This window comes from Thermus sp. CCB_US3_UF1 (genome assembly GCF_000236585.1).
Lineage (GTDB): Bacteria > Deinococcota > Deinococci > Deinococcales > Thermaceae > Thermus.
This window is the reverse complement of record NC_017278.1, coordinates 522030-535772: the sequence shown is the minus strand read 5'-3', so window position 1 is coordinate 535772 and position 13743 is coordinate 522030. Positions and strand designations below refer to the sequence as shown.

The window sequence follows — 13743 nt, the reverse complement described above, 5'->3', positions numbered from 1 at the left end:
TTTGGTTTACACATTGTCAATAGTCACTTGATAAATCTAAAGGGACAGCCTCGAGGGGTGGCGGGAGCCCAGGAAGGGGGCCCCCAGGAAGGCGAAGAGGAGCAGGGCGTAGGCCAGAAGCAGCCAACCCACCCGCCCGTATCCCCGCAGCCGCTCCTCCAGGAGGAAGTAAAGGGTGAGGAGGAGCCAGCCCAGGAGGACGGAAACCTCCTTGGGGTCCAGGGCCAGGGGGCTGCCGAAATACCCCCAGGCCCAGGCCATGCCGCTTCCCAAGCCCAAGGTGGTGGCCAGGTACCCCACCTTGAGGTAGCCCCGCTCCAGGCGCCTGAGGCTCCACAGGGGGGCGGCCCGCACCGCCCTCTCCGGGGCCAGGCGCAGCCAGCGGTCCTGCAGGCCGCACATCACCCCCGCCCCCACCCCCACGGCCAGGGCCAGGTAGGCCACCACAAAGGCCCCCCCGTGGAGGAGGGTAAGGGCCAGGGGCAGGCCCCCACCAGGATGGGGAAGGGCCTTCAGGGCAAAGAGGCCCAGGAGGAGGGCCAGGAGGACCAGGTAGCGGCGCAAGGGGGAAAGGCGGGGCCTAAGGAAGAGGGTTTCCCCGCGCAGGGCGAGAAGCCCCCCAAGCAGCAGGGCCACCTGGGCCGGCCCGGAGAGGGGGCCCTTGGCCAGGGCGTCCGCCAGGGCCGCCCCCAGGTAGAGGAGGGCCCCCCAGAGGAGGCCCCGGGGCCAGGAAAGGCCCGAGGCCAGGAAGAGCACGCCGGCGAGGGCCAGGAGGGTGGCCGGGGTCATGGCCGGGAGGGGCGGAAGGCGAGGAGGGGGCACCCTTCCGGGCAAGGAGGCCCCTGGAGGAAGTCCTTGGCCCGGGCCTTCACGGCCAGGATCCAGGGGTGGGCGCGGCGGCCCGCCTCCTTCTGCCAGGTAGCGGGATCGGCCTGGGGAAGGTCGCGGACCGCTTCCTTCAGGGCCCAGGCCTCGAGGGCCCGGATGGCCTCCCGCACCCGGTGGCCCGCGTACCACTCCAGGTAGTCCGCCAGGGCTCCTTCCACCAGGGCCTCCACCTTGGGGATCTCCCCCTGGCGGGCCCGGAGGTTTTTCTCCACCACCCGCTCCAGGTCGTCCAGGTTGTAGAGGTAAGCGTGGGGAAGCCGTCCCACCGCAGGGTGGATGTTCCGCGGCAGGGCGATGTCAATGAGGAAGAGGGGCTTGGCCCGCCGGGGGAGGTCTTCCGGGCGGACCAGGTAGTGGGGGGCGGCGGCGGAAGCCACCACCAGGTCGGCCTGGCGCAGAACCTCGGCCAAGGCCTTAAGGCCATAGGCCCTCCCCCCGAACCGCTCCGCCAGCTCCCTAGCCCGGGCCTCCGTGCGGTTCACCACCAAGACCTGGCCCACCCCGTGGGCCTTCAGGTGGGTGAGGAAGAGCTCGGCCATCTCCCCCGCCCCCAGGACCGCCACCTTGAGGCCCGTAAGGTCCCCATAGACCGCCAGGGCCAGGTCCAAGGCGGCGTAGGCCACGCTCACCGCCCCCGCCCCGATGGCCGTCTCGCTCCGGGCCCGCTTGCCCAGGGCAATGGCCGACTGGAAGGCCTTTTCCAAGAGGCCTTCCGTGGCCCTGTGTTTCCGGGCCAGGAAAAGGGCCTCCCGCACCTGGCCCAGGATCTGGGCCTCCCCCACCACCAGGGAGTCCAGGCCGGCGGCCACCCGGTAGAGGTGGCGGAGGGCCTCCACCCCCTGGCGCAGGTAGAGGTGGGAGGCCTCCACCCCGCGCCCCCGCAGGAAGGCCCAGGCGGCCTCCGGGTTCCCAACCCCGTAGATCTCGGTGCGGTTGCAGGTGGAAACCACCACCCCATGGCCCAGGGTACGGAGGAGGACGGGCAGGGCCACCACGGGGTCCAAAGCCGCCCGCTCCCGCACCTCCACGGGGGCGGTCTTGTGGGAAAGGCCCACCAGGTAGAGGGGTAGGGCCATAGCGCCAGGGGAGTATACCACCCCCGGAGCAGGGACTTATGTCCCCAAGGCCTGGAGAATGGCCCGCAAAAGACCCTCCAGGCCAGGGTTTTCCGCCTCCACCACGGGAAAGCCCAAGGCCCCTGCCTCCCGTGCGGTGACAGGGCCGATGCAGGCCGCCTTGGGCCTCCTTTCCGTCCAGCGGGCGAAGGCCCGGACCCCACTGGGGCTGAAAAAGGCCGCCACCTGGGCCCTCGCCAGGAGGGCCACCTCCTCTTCCCCTAGGGCCCGCGCCCGGGTGGCGTAGACCGTAAGGCGCTCCACCCTCACCCCCCGGACCCTAAGCCCCTCCTCCAGGTCCCCCCCCGCCAGGTCCCCGGCCACGAAGAGGACCCTTTGGGCGGGGGGAAAGGCCAAGGCCAGGTCCTGGGCCGTGGCCCGGGGGGGAAGGAAGGCCGGGGGAAGCCCCCCCGCCGCCAGGACCCCAGCCGTCCCCTCCCCCACCGCGGCCACCTTCAAGGGGGGCCTTCCCGCCTCTTCCCAGGCCCAAAGGAGGCGCCCCGCCCCCTCCTTGGAGGTCACCGCCACCCAGTCCACCCCCTCCCGGAGCAGCCCAGGAAGGCGGGCCAGCCCGGGAAGGTCCACCTGTTCCAAAAGGGCCACCTCCGCCGCCTCCACCCCCAAGGCGGCAAGCTTTTCCAAAAGCGCCTTATCTTTCCCCCGGGTGAGGAGCACCACGGCCCTTGAGCACCTGGTGGAAGAGCTTCATGGCGGCCAGGGCCCGTGGGAAGCCCAGGAAAAGGGCGGACTGGAGGATGGCCTCCCGCACCTCCTCCTCCCGCGCCCCCACCCGCAGGGCCCCCTCCAGGTGGGTGGCCAGTTCCTTAGGGCTCCCCAGGGCGATCAGGGCGGTGATGGCCAGAAGCTCCCGGGTCTTCAGGTCCAGCCCAGGGCGGGCCAGGACCTCCTCATAGGCGAAGTCGCGGATGTAGCGGAAAAGGTCTTCGTCCACCTCCCGCAGGCTGGCCTCGATGGCCTCCCTCTTCTCCCCCCAGATGGCCTGCCGCACGCTCATGCCAGGTAGTCTAGCACCCCCTCCAGGCGGTGGAGGGCCCTGGGGTTCTCCCCCAGGGGGTCAAAGAGGAGGGGGCGCACCCCCGCCGCCCTGGCCCCCAGGAGGTCGGCCTCCGCATCCCCCACGTGCACCGCCTCCTCCGGGGCCACGCCCAAGGCGGCGAGGGCTTCCTGGAAGAGGCGGGGATCGGGCTTGGCCACCCCGGAGAGGGCGCTCACCGCCAGGTGCTGGAAATAGGCCCTAAGGCCCACCACCTCCAGGATCTCCGGCAGGGTGGCGTCCCAGTTGGAGACCACCGCCAGCAGGTACCCTCGCTTCCTTAGGGCCCTTAAGGTGGCCTCGGCCCCCGGCGTGACGGGCCAGAAGCGGGGGTTTTTCCAGTTCTCCACCAGCTCTTGGGAAAGGGCCTCGGCGTGGGCCTCGAGGCCCATGCCCAGGAAAAGCCGCCGGTGGAACTCCCGCCAAAGCCCCAGGGCCCTCTCCAGGTCCCGGGCCTCCAAGTGGTGCTCCTCGTAAAAGCGAAAGGCGGCCAGGGCCGCGGGCCTGGGGTCCTGCAGGGGCCTAAGCCCGCGTTCCTGCAAAAAGGGCAGGAGCCAGAAGCGGGGGCTCGCCAGGATCAGGGTGTTGCCCACGTCAAAGAGGACGGCCCGGAGCATGGCCCCAGTCTATACCCATGCCCCTTCTAACCCAGGGCTCACCCCCACCTGCTAGGCTGCTGGTAGCGCAAAGGGGGTGGTGGCCGTGCGGGGATGGGTATGGGTCTGGGTGCTTTTCTTGCCCGTATTGGCCCAGAGCTTTGAGGTGGCCCAGGGGGAGGCCCGCTACCGGGTGCGGGAGCAGCTGGTGCAGGTGGGCATCACCGACGCCGTAGGCACCACCAAGGCGGTGCGGGGGCAGGTCACCCTCCAAGGGGGCCGGGCCTCGGGGGAGTTTGTGGTGGACCTGAGGGAGCTAAGGAGCGACCAGAGCCGGCGGGACAACTACCTGCGGCAAAACACCCTCCAAACCGACCGCTTCCCCACCGCCACCTTCCGCCCCAAGGAGGTGCGGGGCCTGCCCAGCCCCCTGCCGCAAAGCGGCAGGTTCCCCGTGCAGGTGGTGGGGGACCTGACCCTGCGCGAGGCCACCGAGGAGGTGGTCTGGGAGGGGGAGGCGGAGTTCAAGGGGGGCGAGGTCCAGGTCCTCCTCAAGACCGAGTTCCCCTTTGAGAAGTTCCGGCTGGTCCAGCCCCGGGTGGCCGTGGTGCTCAGCGTGGAAAACCGGATCCGCCTCGAGGTGGAGCTTACCCTGAGGAGGCGGTAGTGCACCGGCGCGCCTTTTTGGCCCTGCCCCTCCTGGCCTGGGTCCGGGCCCAGGGGGGCTGCCCTCCCACCCCTGCCCTCACCGAGGGCCCCTACTGGCTGCGGGAGGTGCCCCGGCGCAAGGACCTGAGGGAGGGCCTCCCCGGGGTGCCCCTGCGCCTTGGGCTTACCCTCCGGGACCGGGCCTGCCGGCCCCTAGGGGGGGCGCGGGTGGACCTGTGGCACACGGACGCCCTGGGGCGCTACGCCGGGGTCCAAGCCCCCGGGACCTTCTGCCGGGGGTGGGAGGTCTCCGACCCCCAGGGCCGGGTGGAGTTCCTCACCCTCTTTCCCGGCTGGTATCCCAGCCGCACCCCCCACCTGCACCTCCGGGTGGAGGCGGGAGGCCAAAGCTTCGCCACCCAGCTCTTCTTCCCCGAGGAGGTGCAGCGCCAGGTCTACGCCAGGCCCCCCTACGCTGCGCGGGGCCTACCCCGGGTGGGGAACCGCCAGGACGGGATCTTCCGGGCCGACCTCCTCCTGAGCCTACGCCCTGAGGGGGAGGGGTACGCCGCCGAGTTCCCCCTCACCCTCCCCTTCGGGTACCCTTAGGGCATGGTCCCGCGCTACCAGACCCCGGAGATGGCCCGGCTCTGGTCGGAGGAGAACCGCTACCGCACCTGGGCCCTGGTGGAGGCCTACGCCCTCGAGGCCTGGGAGGCCCTAGGCCAGGTGCCGAAGGGCCTTTCGGCAAGGCTCTTGGACAAGCTGGCGGAAAAACCCTTAGACAGGGCCTTCGCCCAGCGGGTAGCGGAGCTGGAGGAGGTGACCCGGCACGACCTCGTGGCCTTCACCCGGGCCCTCGCCGAGTGGACGGGGGACGAGGAGGTGGGGCGCTACCTCCACCTGGGCCTCACCAGCTCCGACGTGGTGGACACGGCGCAAAACGCCCTCCTGGTGGAGGCCTTGGACCTCATCGGCGAGGAGCTCCAAGGGGTGAGGGAGGCCCTGAAGGGCCTGGCCCTGCGCTACAAGCACACCCCGGCCATCGCCCGCACCCATGGGGTGCACGCCGAGCCCACCAGCTTCGGCCTGCGCTTCCTCAGCTTCTACGCCGCCTTTGGCCGGGACGAGGAACGGCTAAGGAGGGCAAAAGAAGCCATCGGGGTGGCCATGCTCTCCGGCTCGGTGGGCAACTACGCCCACGTGCCCCCGGAGGTGGAGGCCCACGTGGCCCGGCGGCTCGGCCTGGTCCCCGAGCCCATCTCCACCCAGGTGGTGCCCCGGGACCGGCACGCGGAGGTCCTGGCAGCCCTGGCCCTCCTGGGAGGGAACCTGGAGCGGGTGGCGGTGGAGCTCCGCCACCTGCAGCGCACCGAGGTCCTGGAGGCCCAGGAGCCCTTCCGCGAGGGCCAGACGGGAAGCTCCTCCATGCCCCACAAGAAGAACCCCGTGGGCCTGGAGAACCTCACCGGGATGGCCCGCCTCCTCCGCGGCTACCTCCAGCCCGCCCTGGAAAACATCGCCCTCTGGCACGAGCGGGACATCTCCCACTCCTCCGTGGAACGGGTGGTCCTCCCCGACGCCACCACCGCCGCCCACTACGCCCTGAGGCGGCTTAGGGGCATCCTGGAGGGCCTGGTGGTCCTGGAGGCCAACCTGGAGCGGAACCTGGGGCTCACCCGGGGCCTGGTCTACTCCCAGCAGGTCCTGAACGCCCTCATCGCCCAGGGCCTGCCCCGGGACCGGGCCTACGCCCTGGTGCAGCGCAACGCCCTGAAGAGTTTTGAGGAAGGGAGGGACTTCCGGGAGCTTCTGGAAATGGATCCGGAAAACCCCCTCAAGGGGGAGGCCCTAGGGGCCCTCTTCTCCCCCCAGGCCTTCTTGCGGCATGTGGACGCCATCTACGCCCGCTTCGGGCTTTGAGCCCCGCGTAGAATGGGGAAAAGGGCCCATAGGGTCCACAAGGAGAAACATGGAGAAGCTATACGAGGGCAAGGCCAAGGTCCTCTACCCCGAGGGGGAGGACACCCTAAGGGTCTACTTCAAGGACGAGGCCACCGCCTTCAACGCGAGGAAGCGGGGCCTGATCCCGGGCAAGGGGGTGGTGAACAACAAGGTTTCCGCAGCCCTCTTCCGCTATCTGGAGGCCCACGGCATCCGCACCCACTTCCTGGAGGAGGTCTCCGAGCGGGAGATGCGGGTGAAGCGGGTGGAGATCCTCCCCCTGGAGGTGATCCTGCGCTTCCGGGCCGCGGGGAGCTTCGCCAAGCGCTACGGCCTGGAGGAGGGCACCCCCCTGAAGGGGCCCCTGGTGGAGTTCTCCCTGAAAAACGACCCCCTGGGGGACCCCCTGATCTGCCCCGAGGCCATCCTGGCCCTGGGGTTGGCGGGGGAGGCGGAGCTGGAGGGGGTCCGGGCCACCACCCTAAAGGTGGGGGAGCTCCTCAAGGCCTTTTTCGCCGAGCGGGGGCTGGAGGTGGTGGACTTCAAGCTGGAGTTCGGCCGGCGGGAAGGGGAGATCCTCCTGGCCGACGAGATCTCCCCCGACACCATGCGCCTTTGGGACATGGAGACCGGGGAACCCCTGGACAAGGACCGCTTCCGCAAGGACCTGGGAGGGGTGGCGGAGGCGTACCAGGAGGTCCTGCGGCGGGTTCTCGGGGAGGGGGTGTAGCCCATGCCCAGGTACCAAGCCACCCTGCTCATTGAGCTTAAGGACGGGATCCTGGACCCCCAGGGCCGGGCGGTGGAGGGGGTCTTGCGGGGCCTCGGCCACCCGGTGGATTCGGTGCGGGTGGGCAAGGTGCTGGAAATCGTCTTCCCGGCGGAAAACCTCCTGCAGGCGGAGGAAAAGGCCCTCACCATGGGGCGGCTTTTGGCCAACCCGGTGATGGAGGTCTTCGCCCTGGAGGCCCTAAAGGAACTCCCATGAAGTGGGCCATCGTCCGCTTCCCCGGCTCCAACTGCGACGAGGACGCCCGCTTTGCCCTGGCCAAGGCGGGCCTCGAGGCCACCTACGTCTGGCACACGGAAACCGACCTCCGGGGCTTTGACGGGATCTTCCTGCCCGGGGGGTTCAGCTACGGGGACTACCTGCGCCCCGGGGCCCTGGCGGCCAAGAGCCCGGTGATGGCCGAGGTGCGCCGCTTCGCCCGGGAAGGCCGGCTGGTCATCGGGGTGTGCAACGGCTTCCAGGTGCTCACCGAGGCCGGCCTGCTGCCGGGGGCCCTGCTGGCCAACCTGAACCTCCACTTCACCTGCAAGGAGGTGGGGGTGCGGGTGGAGCGCACCGACCTCCCCTTCACCCGCCGCTACGCCCCGGGCCAGGTCCTGCGCCTGCCCATCGCCCACGCGGAAGGGAGGTACTACGCCGACCCGGAAACCCTGGCGCGGCTGGAGGGGGAGGGGCAGGTGGTCTTCCGCTACGCCCCCTTGCGGGGGGAGGCGGACCCTAACCCCAACGGGAGCCTGAACGACATCGCCGGCATCGTGAACGAGGGAGGGAACGTGCTCGGGATGATGCCCCATCCCGAGCGGGCCGTGGACCCCATCCTGGGGGGTGAGGACGGGCTGCCCCTGTTCCTGGGGCTTTTGGAGGTGGCGCGATGAAACCCAAAGCCATAACCTTTGATTTCTGGGGAACCCTTTTCACCGAGGGGCCGGCGTTTTTGGAAAAGGTCATGCCCGTGCGGTACGAGATCCTGCTGGATGCCCTCTCCGAGGCCGGCCATCCGGCAGAGGAACACGAGGTGCGGGAGGCCTACCGCCAGGCGACCCTGGCCTTTGAGGAGGCCTGGAAGGCCGGGGAACACATGCCGGTCTACGACCGGGTGGCCCGCATCTTCGCCCTCCTGGGGGCCCCCCATGACCCCGGGCTCATCGCCCTCACCGCCCGGAAGCTGGAGGAAAGCTCCCTCCTGGTGGACCTCACCCCCTTGCCCGGGGTGGGGGTGCTCCGGGAGCTTTCCCGGCGCTACCCCCTGGCCCTGGTCTCCGACACCGGAATGACCCCGGGGCGCCTGCTCAGGGAACACCTGAAGCGGCAGGGCCTCGAGGTCTTCCAGGCCTACAGCTTCTCCGACGAGACGGGCTACGTGAAACCCCGGTCCGAGGCCTTCCAGGCGGCCCTTTCCGCCCTGGGCGTGGCCCCGGAGGAGGCCCTCCACGTGGGCGACCTGCCCCAGACGGACATCCGCGGGGCCTTCGCCACCGGCTACCCCTGGGCCGTGCAGTACGTGGGCCTAAGGGAGGTGAACGGGGAGGTGCGGCCCACGGCCAAGGTCAAGGACCACCGCGAGCTCCTTTCCCTTTTAGAGTGATGGAAGCCTTCGCCAAGGAGATCGGCATCCCCGAGGAGGAGTACCGGGCGATCCTTAGGAAGCTTGGGCGGGAGCCCAACCGGGTGGAGCTCTTCCTCTTCAAGGTGATGTGGAGCGAGCACTGCGCCTACAAGAACTCCCGCCCCCTCCTCAAGGAGCTCCCCAAGGAGGGGGAGGCCGTCCTCCAGGGCCCGGGGGAGAACGCGGGCGTGGTGCGCCTGGGGGAAGGGTGGGCGGTGGCCTTCAAGATCGAGAGCCACAACCATCCCTCGGCGGTGGAGCCCTTCCAGGGGGCGGCCACGGGGGTGGGAGGGATCCTGCGGGACATCATGAGCATGGGGGCCAGGCCCATCGCCCTCCTGGACTCCCTCCGCTTCGGCCCCCCCCAGGACCCCCGTAGCCGCTACCTCTTCAAGGGGGTGGTGGCGGGCATCGCCCACTACGGCAACGCCATCGGCGTGCCCACCGTGGGGGGGGACCTCTACTTCCACGAGGGTTACCGGGAAAACCCCCTGGTGAACGCCATGTGCCTGGGCCTCCTCCGGGAGGAACAGCTAAAGCGGAGCCGGGCCTCCTTGGGCCGGCCCATCTACTACGCCGGGGCCAAGACCGGCCGGGATGGCATCGGGGGGGCGGCCTTTGCCAGCAAGGAGCTTGGGGAGGATAAGGAGGAGGACCGGCCCGCGGTGCAGGTGGGGGACCCCTTCCTGGGCAAGCTCCTGATGGAGGCCACCCTCGAGGCCATTGAGAGGGACCTGGTGGAAGGGGTCCAGGACATGGGGGCGGCGGGGCTCACCTCCAGCCTTTCCGAGCTGGTCCACAAGTCGGGCCTGGGGGTGGAGCTGGACCTGGACCGGGTGCCCACCCGGGAGGCGGGCATGGGGCCCATAGAGCTCCTCCTCTCGGAAAGCCAGGAGCGCATGGTCCTGGTGCCCAAGGAGGGGAAGGAGGAGGCCCTGGAAGAGGTCTTCCGGCGGTGGGGCCTGGACTGCGTGGCCGTGGCCCGCACGGTCCCGGAAAGGGTCTTCCGCGTCCGCTTCCGGGGGGAGGTGGTGGCCGAGGTGCCCACCGAGGCCCTGGCCGAAGCCCCCACCTACGTGCGGGTAGGGCGGGAGGACCCGGAGATCCGCAGGCTGCGGGAAACCCCCCTCCCTCCCCTCCAGGCCGATCCCCAGGAGGTCCTCCCCCGCCTTCTCTCCTCCCCCAACCTGGCGAGCCGGGAGGCGGTCTACGAGCGCTACGACCACCAGGTGGGGACCCGCACCGCCCTGCTGCCGGGCCGGGGGGATGCCGCGGTGCTCTGGATCAAGGGGACCCAGCTGGGCCTGGCGGCCAAGGTGGACCAAAACCCCCGGTATAGCCGCCTCCACCCCCGCCTGGGGGCCATGCACGCCCTGGCTGAGGCCTGCCGCAACGTGAGCGTGGTGGGGGCCAGACCCCTGGCCTACACCGACGGCCTCAACCTGGGCAGCCCCGAAACCCCGGAAGGGTACTTTGAGCTCAAGGAAACCCTGGAGGGCCTCAAGGAGGCCAGCGAGGCCTTGGGCGTGCCCGTGGTCTCGGGGAACGTTTCCCTCTACAACGAAAGCGGGGGCCGGCGCATCCCCCCCACGGCCATGGTGGGGGTGGTGGGGGTGCTGGACATCCGCAAGCGGGCGGAGATGGGCTTTAGGCGGCCAGGGGAGGTCATCCTCCTCCTGGGCGAGGCGCGGGGGGAGCTGGGGGCAAGCGAGCTTCTTTACCTCCTCACCGGCCTGGAGCTGGGCCATCCCCCGGCCCTGGACCTCGTGGAAGAGCGCCGGGTCCAGGAGGCCATCCGGGAGCTCATCGGCCTGGGCCTCACCGCCACCGCCCACGACCTGGCCGAGGGCGGCCTCCTGGTGGCCCTGGCCGAGATGACCTTCCCCTACGGCCTGGGGGCCACGGTGGAGGTGCGGGAGCGGGGCCTGGAGGCCCTCTTCGGCGAGGCCCCAAGCCGCATCCTCCTCACCGTGGCCAAGGAAAAGCTGGCCGAGGCCACGGGGCGCCTGGAGGCCCTAGGCCTCCCCTACCGCGTCCTGGGGGAGACGGGGGGGGAGACCCTCACGGTCCTGACCCCGGAAGGGGTGCTAGAGTGGGAGGTGCGCGAGCTTATGGCCGCCTGGAAGGAGCCCCTCAGGGAGGTGCTGGATGGATAAGCCCCAGGAGGAGTGCGGGATCCTGGGCCTTTGGAGCCAAAGCCCCTTGGACGCGGCGGGGCTTTTGCACCTTGGGCTTCTCGCCCTGCAGCACCGGGGCCAGGAGGCCGCGGGCATCGCCGTTTCCGACGGGCAAGCCTTTTTGGTGGAGAAGGACCTGGGCCTGGTGAACCAGGTCTTCACCGAGGAGCGCCTGGCCAAGCTCCGCCTGCCCCAGGCCCGGCTGGGCCTGGCCCACGCCCGCTACTCCACCACGGGGTCCAACCTGCGCTTCAACGCCCAGCCCCTCACGGCCAGGACCGCCCACGGGGTGCTGGCCATCGCCCACAACGGCAACTTCACCAACGCCAAGCCCCTACGGGACCGCCTCCTGCAGGAGGGGGCCACCTTCCAGAGCACCAGCGACACCGAGGTGATGCTCTACCTCATCGCCCGCCTGGCCCACCTTCCCCTACCCCAGGCGGCCGCCGAGGCCATGAAGGCCCTCGAGGGGGGGTATTCCATCCTCCTCATGGACCGCACCACCCTCCTGGCCCTGCGGGACCCCCACGGGGTCCGGCCCCTGGCCATTGGCCGCCTGCCCCGGGGCTACGCCTTCGCCTCCGAACCCCCGGCCCTGGCCCTCATGGGGGCGGAGTACCTGCGGGACGTGCGCCCAGGGGAGTTGGTCTGGGTGGAGGAGGGGGAACTGCGAAGCCTCCAGGTCCTGCCCCCAAGCCCTACCCCTTGCGCCTTTGAGTGGATCTACTTCGCCCGGCCCGACAGCCTCCTGGACGGGGTGGAGGCCTACCAGGCCCGGGTGCGGATGGGGGAGGAGCTCTTCCGCGAGGCCCCGGCAGAGGCGGACATCGTGGTGCCGGTTCCGGACTCGGGGATCGGGGCGGCGGTGGGCTACGCCCGGGCCTCGGGCCTCCCCCTGGAGTACGGCCTCTACAAAAACCCCTACGCCGGGCGCACCTTCATCCAGCCCACCCAGGAGCTGAGGGACCTGAAGACCCGCCTGAAGCTCTCCCCCACCTCGGCGGTGCGGGGCAAGCGGGTGGTGCTCATCGACGACTCCATCGTCCGCGGCACCACCAGCAAGCGGATCGTGCGCATGCTGAAGGAGGCCGGGGCGGTGGAGGTCCACTTCCGCGTCTCCAGCCCCCCCATCCGCTTCCCCTGCTACTACGGCATCGATACCGCCGCCCGCAAGGAGCTGATCGCCGCGGAGAAGAGCGTGGAGGAGATCCGGGCCTACATCGGGGCGGAAAGCCTGGCCTTCCTCTCCGAGGAGGGGGTGCGGCGGGCCATCGGGGGGCCCGTCTGCCTGGCCTGCTTCAACGGACGCTACCCTGCCGGGGTGCCCTTAGAAGGCGAGAAGCTGGCCCTAGAACTCCTCTAAGGCCGCCCCCAGCGGAGGAAAAGCCCCGCCCCTAGGCCCAGGAGGAAACCCAGGGCCAAGAAGGCGAAGGCAAAGGCCCCGGTGGAGGCCAGGTGCCAGCCAAAGAACCAGTAGCTGCACACCGCATACCGCTCCACCTGGACCCGCACCAGCTCGGGCAGGTCGCGGCTGGAGGTGAAGTTGATAAGGAGAATGGTCAGGAGAAGGATGGCCAAAAGGAGAAGGGCCGCCCACTTGGCAATGGTGAAGGTATTCCCTTTCATGGCTCAAGCTTAGCAGGCCCCCAGGGCCAGGGCCTATAATCGGCCTATGGTCAGGACCAGCTTGCGGGACGAGGCCCTTTTTGAGCTCATCGCCCTGGAAGAAAAGCGCCAGCGGGAGGGCCTGGAGCTCATCGCCAGCGAGAACTTCGTCTCCGCCCAGGTGCGGGAAGCGGTGGGGAGCGTCCTCACCAACAAGTACGCCGAGGGCTACCCGGGGGCCCGGTACTACGGGGGGTGCGAGGTCATTGACCAGGTGGAGCGGCTGGCCATGGAGCGGGCCAAGGCCCTCTTTGGGGCAGCCTGGGCCAACGTCCAGCCCCATTCCGGTTCCCAGGCCAACATGGCCGTCTACATGGCCCTGATGGAGCCCGGGGACACCCTGATGGGCATGGACCTGGCCGCCGGGGGGCATCTCACCCATGGGGCCAAGGTGAACTTCTCGGGGAAGCTCTACCGGGTGGTGTCCTACGGGGTCCGGCCCGATACGGAGCGGATTGACCTCGAGGAGGTGCGCCGCCTGGCCCGGGAGCACCGGCCCAAGGTGATCGTGGCCGGGAGCAGCGCCTACCCCCGGTTCTGGGACTTCCAGGCCTTCCGGGAGATCGCCGACGAGGTGGGGGCCTACCTGGTGGTGGACATGGCCCACTTCGCCGGGCTGGTGGCCGCGGGCCTCCACCCCAACCCCATCCCCTACGCCCATGTGGTGACCAGCACCACCCACAAGACCCTACGGGGCCCTCGGGGCGGCCTCATCCTTTCCAACGACCTCGAGCTGGGCAAGAAGATCGATAAGCTCATCTTCCCCGGCATCCAGGGCGGCCCCCTGGAGCACGTGATCGCCGGCAAGGCGGTGGCCTTCTTTGAGGCTTTGCAGCCAGAGTTCAAAGCCTACAGCCGCCTGGTGGTGCAAAACGCCCAGCGCCTGGCCGCCGAGCTGGCAGAAAGGGGGTACCGCATCGTCACCGGGGGCACGGACAACCATCTCTTCCTGGTGGACCTGCGCCCCAAGGGCCTCACGGGCAAGGAGGCGGAGGAAAGGCTGGACGCGGTGGGCATCACGGTGAACAAGAACGCCATCCCCTTTGACCCCAAGCCCCCCCGGGTCACCTCGGGGATCCGCGTGGGCACCCCCGCCATCACCACCCGGGGCTTCACCCCAGAGGAGATGCCCCGCGTGGCCGAGCTCATGGACCGCGCCCTCACGGAAGGCCCCTCCGAGGCCCTGCGGGAGGAGGTGCGCCGCCTGGCCCTGGCCCACCCCATGCCTTAGCCCCGCCTGGGGGTGCCCTAGAATGGGAA

General features: G+C 69.9%; 16 protein-coding genes. 10 read left to right on the top strand and 6 right to left on the bottom strand.

What is annotated here, in order from left to right:
* Positions 1–36: 36 nt before the first annotated feature.
* The 5 genes from ccsA to TCCBUS3UF1_RS02570 are packed head-to-tail and all read right to left on the bottom strand — an operon-like array spanning position 37 to position 3674.
* Positions 37–789 (bottom strand): cytochrome c biogenesis protein CcsA, encoded by a 753-nt coding sequence (gene ccsA / locus TCCBUS3UF1_RS02590; protein WP_014514944.1) that lies wholly within the window; start codon positions 787–789, stop codon positions 37–39.
* The gene (gene hemA, locus TCCBUS3UF1_RS02585; RefSeq protein WP_014514943.1) at positions 786–1964 is read right to left on the bottom strand and encodes a glutamyl-tRNA reductase; all 1179 of its coding nucleotides are present in this window, start codon (positions 1962–1964) and stop codon (positions 786–788) included. The genes ccsA and hemA overlap by 4 nt, the downstream gene beginning before the upstream one ends.
* A gap of 36 nt (positions 1965–2000) precedes the next feature.
* Positions 2001–2681 carry a uroporphyrinogen-III synthase gene (locus tag TCCBUS3UF1_RS02580; protein WP_041433697.1) on the bottom strand — a complete coding sequence of 227 codons (681 nt, stop codon included), beginning with the start codon at positions 2679–2681 and terminating at the stop codon, positions 2001–2003.
* On the bottom strand, positions 2653–3018 hold the full coding sequence (locus TCCBUS3UF1_RS02575; RefSeq protein ID WP_014514941.1) for a carboxymuconolactone decarboxylase family protein: 366 nt from the start codon (positions 3016–3018) through the stop codon (positions 2653–2655). The genes TCCBUS3UF1_RS02580 and TCCBUS3UF1_RS02575 overlap by 29 nt, the downstream gene beginning before the upstream one ends.
* Positions 3015–3674, bottom strand: coding sequence for an HAD family hydrolase (locus tag TCCBUS3UF1_RS02570; RefSeq protein ID WP_014514940.1), 660 nt, complete (start codon positions 3672–3674; stop codon positions 3015–3017). The genes TCCBUS3UF1_RS02575 and TCCBUS3UF1_RS02570 overlap by 4 nt, the downstream gene beginning before the upstream one ends.
* A gap of 85 nt (positions 3675–3759) precedes the next feature.
* Between TCCBUS3UF1_RS02570 and TCCBUS3UF1_RS02565 the strand changes: the two genes are divergently transcribed.
* Genes TCCBUS3UF1_RS02565 through purF form a run of 9 tightly spaced genes read left to right on the top strand, consistent with a single transcriptional unit; the run spans position 3760 to position 12181 of the window.
* On the top strand, positions 3760–4320 hold the full coding sequence (locus TCCBUS3UF1_RS02565) for a YceI family protein (protein ID WP_014514939.1): 561 nt from the start codon (positions 3760–3762) through the stop codon (positions 4318–4320).
* A complete protein-coding gene (locus TCCBUS3UF1_RS02560) occupies positions 4320–4910 on the top strand; it encodes an intradiol ring-cleavage dioxygenase (protein ID WP_014514938.1) in 591 nt (196 codons plus the stop codon). Before TCCBUS3UF1_RS02565 ends, TCCBUS3UF1_RS02560 begins: the two co-directional genes overlap by 1 nt.
* Positions 4911–4913: 3 nt before the next feature.
* Positions 4914–6224: an adenylosuccinate lyase gene (purB, locus tag TCCBUS3UF1_RS02555; RefSeq protein WP_014514937.1), complete on the top strand. Its 1311-nt coding sequence runs from the start codon at positions 4914–4916 to the stop codon at positions 6222–6224.
* Between the two features lie 49 nt (positions 6225–6273).
* A complete protein-coding gene (gene purC, locus TCCBUS3UF1_RS02550) occupies positions 6274–6975 on the top strand; it encodes a phosphoribosylaminoimidazolesuccinocarboxamide synthase (protein WP_014514936.1) in 702 nt (233 codons plus the stop codon).
* A gap of 3 nt (positions 6976–6978) precedes the next feature.
* Complete coding sequence (purS, locus tag TCCBUS3UF1_RS02545) at positions 6979–7233, top strand: phosphoribosylformylglycinamidine synthase subunit PurS (RefSeq protein WP_014514935.1); 255 nt, start codon at positions 6979–6981, stop codon at positions 7231–7233.
* Positions 7230–7910, top strand: a complete 681-nt coding sequence (purQ, locus tag TCCBUS3UF1_RS02540; protein WP_014514934.1) for a phosphoribosylformylglycinamidine synthase subunit PurQ — start codon at positions 7230–7232, stop codon at positions 7908–7910. Before purS ends, purQ begins: the two co-directional genes overlap by 4 nt.
* Positions 7907–8620, top strand: a complete 714-nt coding sequence (locus TCCBUS3UF1_RS02535) for an HAD family hydrolase (protein ID WP_014514933.1) — start codon at positions 7907–7909, stop codon at positions 8618–8620. The genes purQ and TCCBUS3UF1_RS02535 overlap by 4 nt, the downstream gene beginning before the upstream one ends.
* On the top strand, positions 8620–10797 hold the full coding sequence (gene purL, locus TCCBUS3UF1_RS02530) for a phosphoribosylformylglycinamidine synthase subunit PurL (protein ID WP_014514932.1): 2178 nt from the start codon (positions 8620–8622) through the stop codon (positions 10795–10797). The genes TCCBUS3UF1_RS02535 and purL overlap by 1 nt, the downstream gene beginning before the upstream one ends.
* Positions 10790–12181 carry an amidophosphoribosyltransferase gene (purF, locus tag TCCBUS3UF1_RS02525; RefSeq protein ID WP_014514931.1) on the top strand — a complete coding sequence of 464 codons (1392 nt, stop codon included), beginning with the start codon at positions 10790–10792 and terminating at the stop codon, positions 12179–12181. The genes purL and purF overlap by 8 nt, the downstream gene beginning before the upstream one ends.
* On the opposite strand, the gene TCCBUS3UF1_RS02520 is transcribed toward purF, so the two are convergent.
* Complete coding sequence (locus TCCBUS3UF1_RS02520; protein WP_014514930.1) at positions 12178–12444, bottom strand: hypothetical protein; 267 nt, start codon at positions 12442–12444, stop codon at positions 12178–12180. The two genes, purF and TCCBUS3UF1_RS02520, sit on opposite strands and share 4 nt — an antisense overlap.
* 46 nt (positions 12445–12490) lie before the next feature.
* Here TCCBUS3UF1_RS02520 and glyA point away from each other — a divergent pair, with 46 nt between their 5' ends.
* A complete protein-coding gene (glyA, locus tag TCCBUS3UF1_RS02515) occupies positions 12491–13714 on the top strand; it encodes a serine hydroxymethyltransferase (protein ID WP_014514929.1) in 1224 nt (407 codons plus the stop codon).
* The last annotated feature ends 29 nt before the right edge of the window (positions 13715–13743 follow it).

What these genes read in the sequence shown, in the direction of transcription:
- purB (WP_014514937.1), top strand. Translation starts at nt 4,914, where the DNA reads ATGGTCCCGCGCTACCAGACCCCGGAGATGGCCCGGCTCTGGTCGGAG.
- purL (WP_014514932.1), top strand. Translation starts at nt 8,620, where the DNA reads ATGGAAGCCTTCGCCAAGGAGATCGGCATCCCCGAGGAGGAGTACCGG.
- TCCBUS3UF1_RS02535 (WP_014514933.1), top strand. Translation starts at nt 7,907, where the DNA reads ATGAAACCCAAAGCCATAACCTTTGATTTCTGGGGAACCCTTTTCACC.
- purC (WP_014514936.1), top strand. Translation starts at nt 6,274, where the DNA reads ATGGAGAAGCTATACGAGGGCAAGGCCAAGGTCCTCTACCCCGAGGGG.
- purQ (WP_014514934.1), top strand. Translation starts at nt 7,230, where the DNA reads ATGAAGTGGGCCATCGTCCGCTTCCCCGGCTCCAACTGCGACGAGGAC.
- ccsA (WP_014514944.1), bottom strand. Translation starts at nt 789, where the DNA reads ATGACCCCGGCCACCCTCCTGGCCCTCGCCGGCGTGCTCTTCCTGGCC.
- purS (WP_014514935.1), top strand. Translation starts at nt 6,979, where the DNA reads ATGCCCAGGTACCAAGCCACCCTGCTCATTGAGCTTAAGGACGGGATC.
- TCCBUS3UF1_RS02570 (WP_014514940.1), bottom strand. Translation starts at nt 3,674, where the DNA reads ATGCTCCGGGCCGTCCTCTTTGACGTGGGCAACACCCTGATCCTGGCG.
- glyA (WP_014514929.1), top strand. Translation starts at nt 12,491, where the DNA reads ATGGTCAGGACCAGCTTGCGGGACGAGGCCCTTTTTGAGCTCATCGCC.
- purF (WP_014514931.1), top strand. Translation starts at nt 10,790, where the DNA reads ATGGATAAGCCCCAGGAGGAGTGCGGGATCCTGGGCCTTTGGAGCCAA.
- TCCBUS3UF1_RS02520 (WP_014514930.1), bottom strand. Translation starts at nt 12,444, where the DNA reads ATGAAAGGGAATACCTTCACCATTGCCAAGTGGGCGGCCCTTCTCCTT.
- hemA (WP_014514943.1), bottom strand. Translation starts at nt 1,964, where the DNA reads ATGGCCCTACCCCTCTACCTGGTGGGCCTTTCCCACAAGACCGCCCCC.
- TCCBUS3UF1_RS02575 (WP_014514941.1), bottom strand. Translation starts at nt 3,018, where the DNA reads ATGAGCGTGCGGCAGGCCATCTGGGGGGAGAAGAGGGAGGCCATCGAG.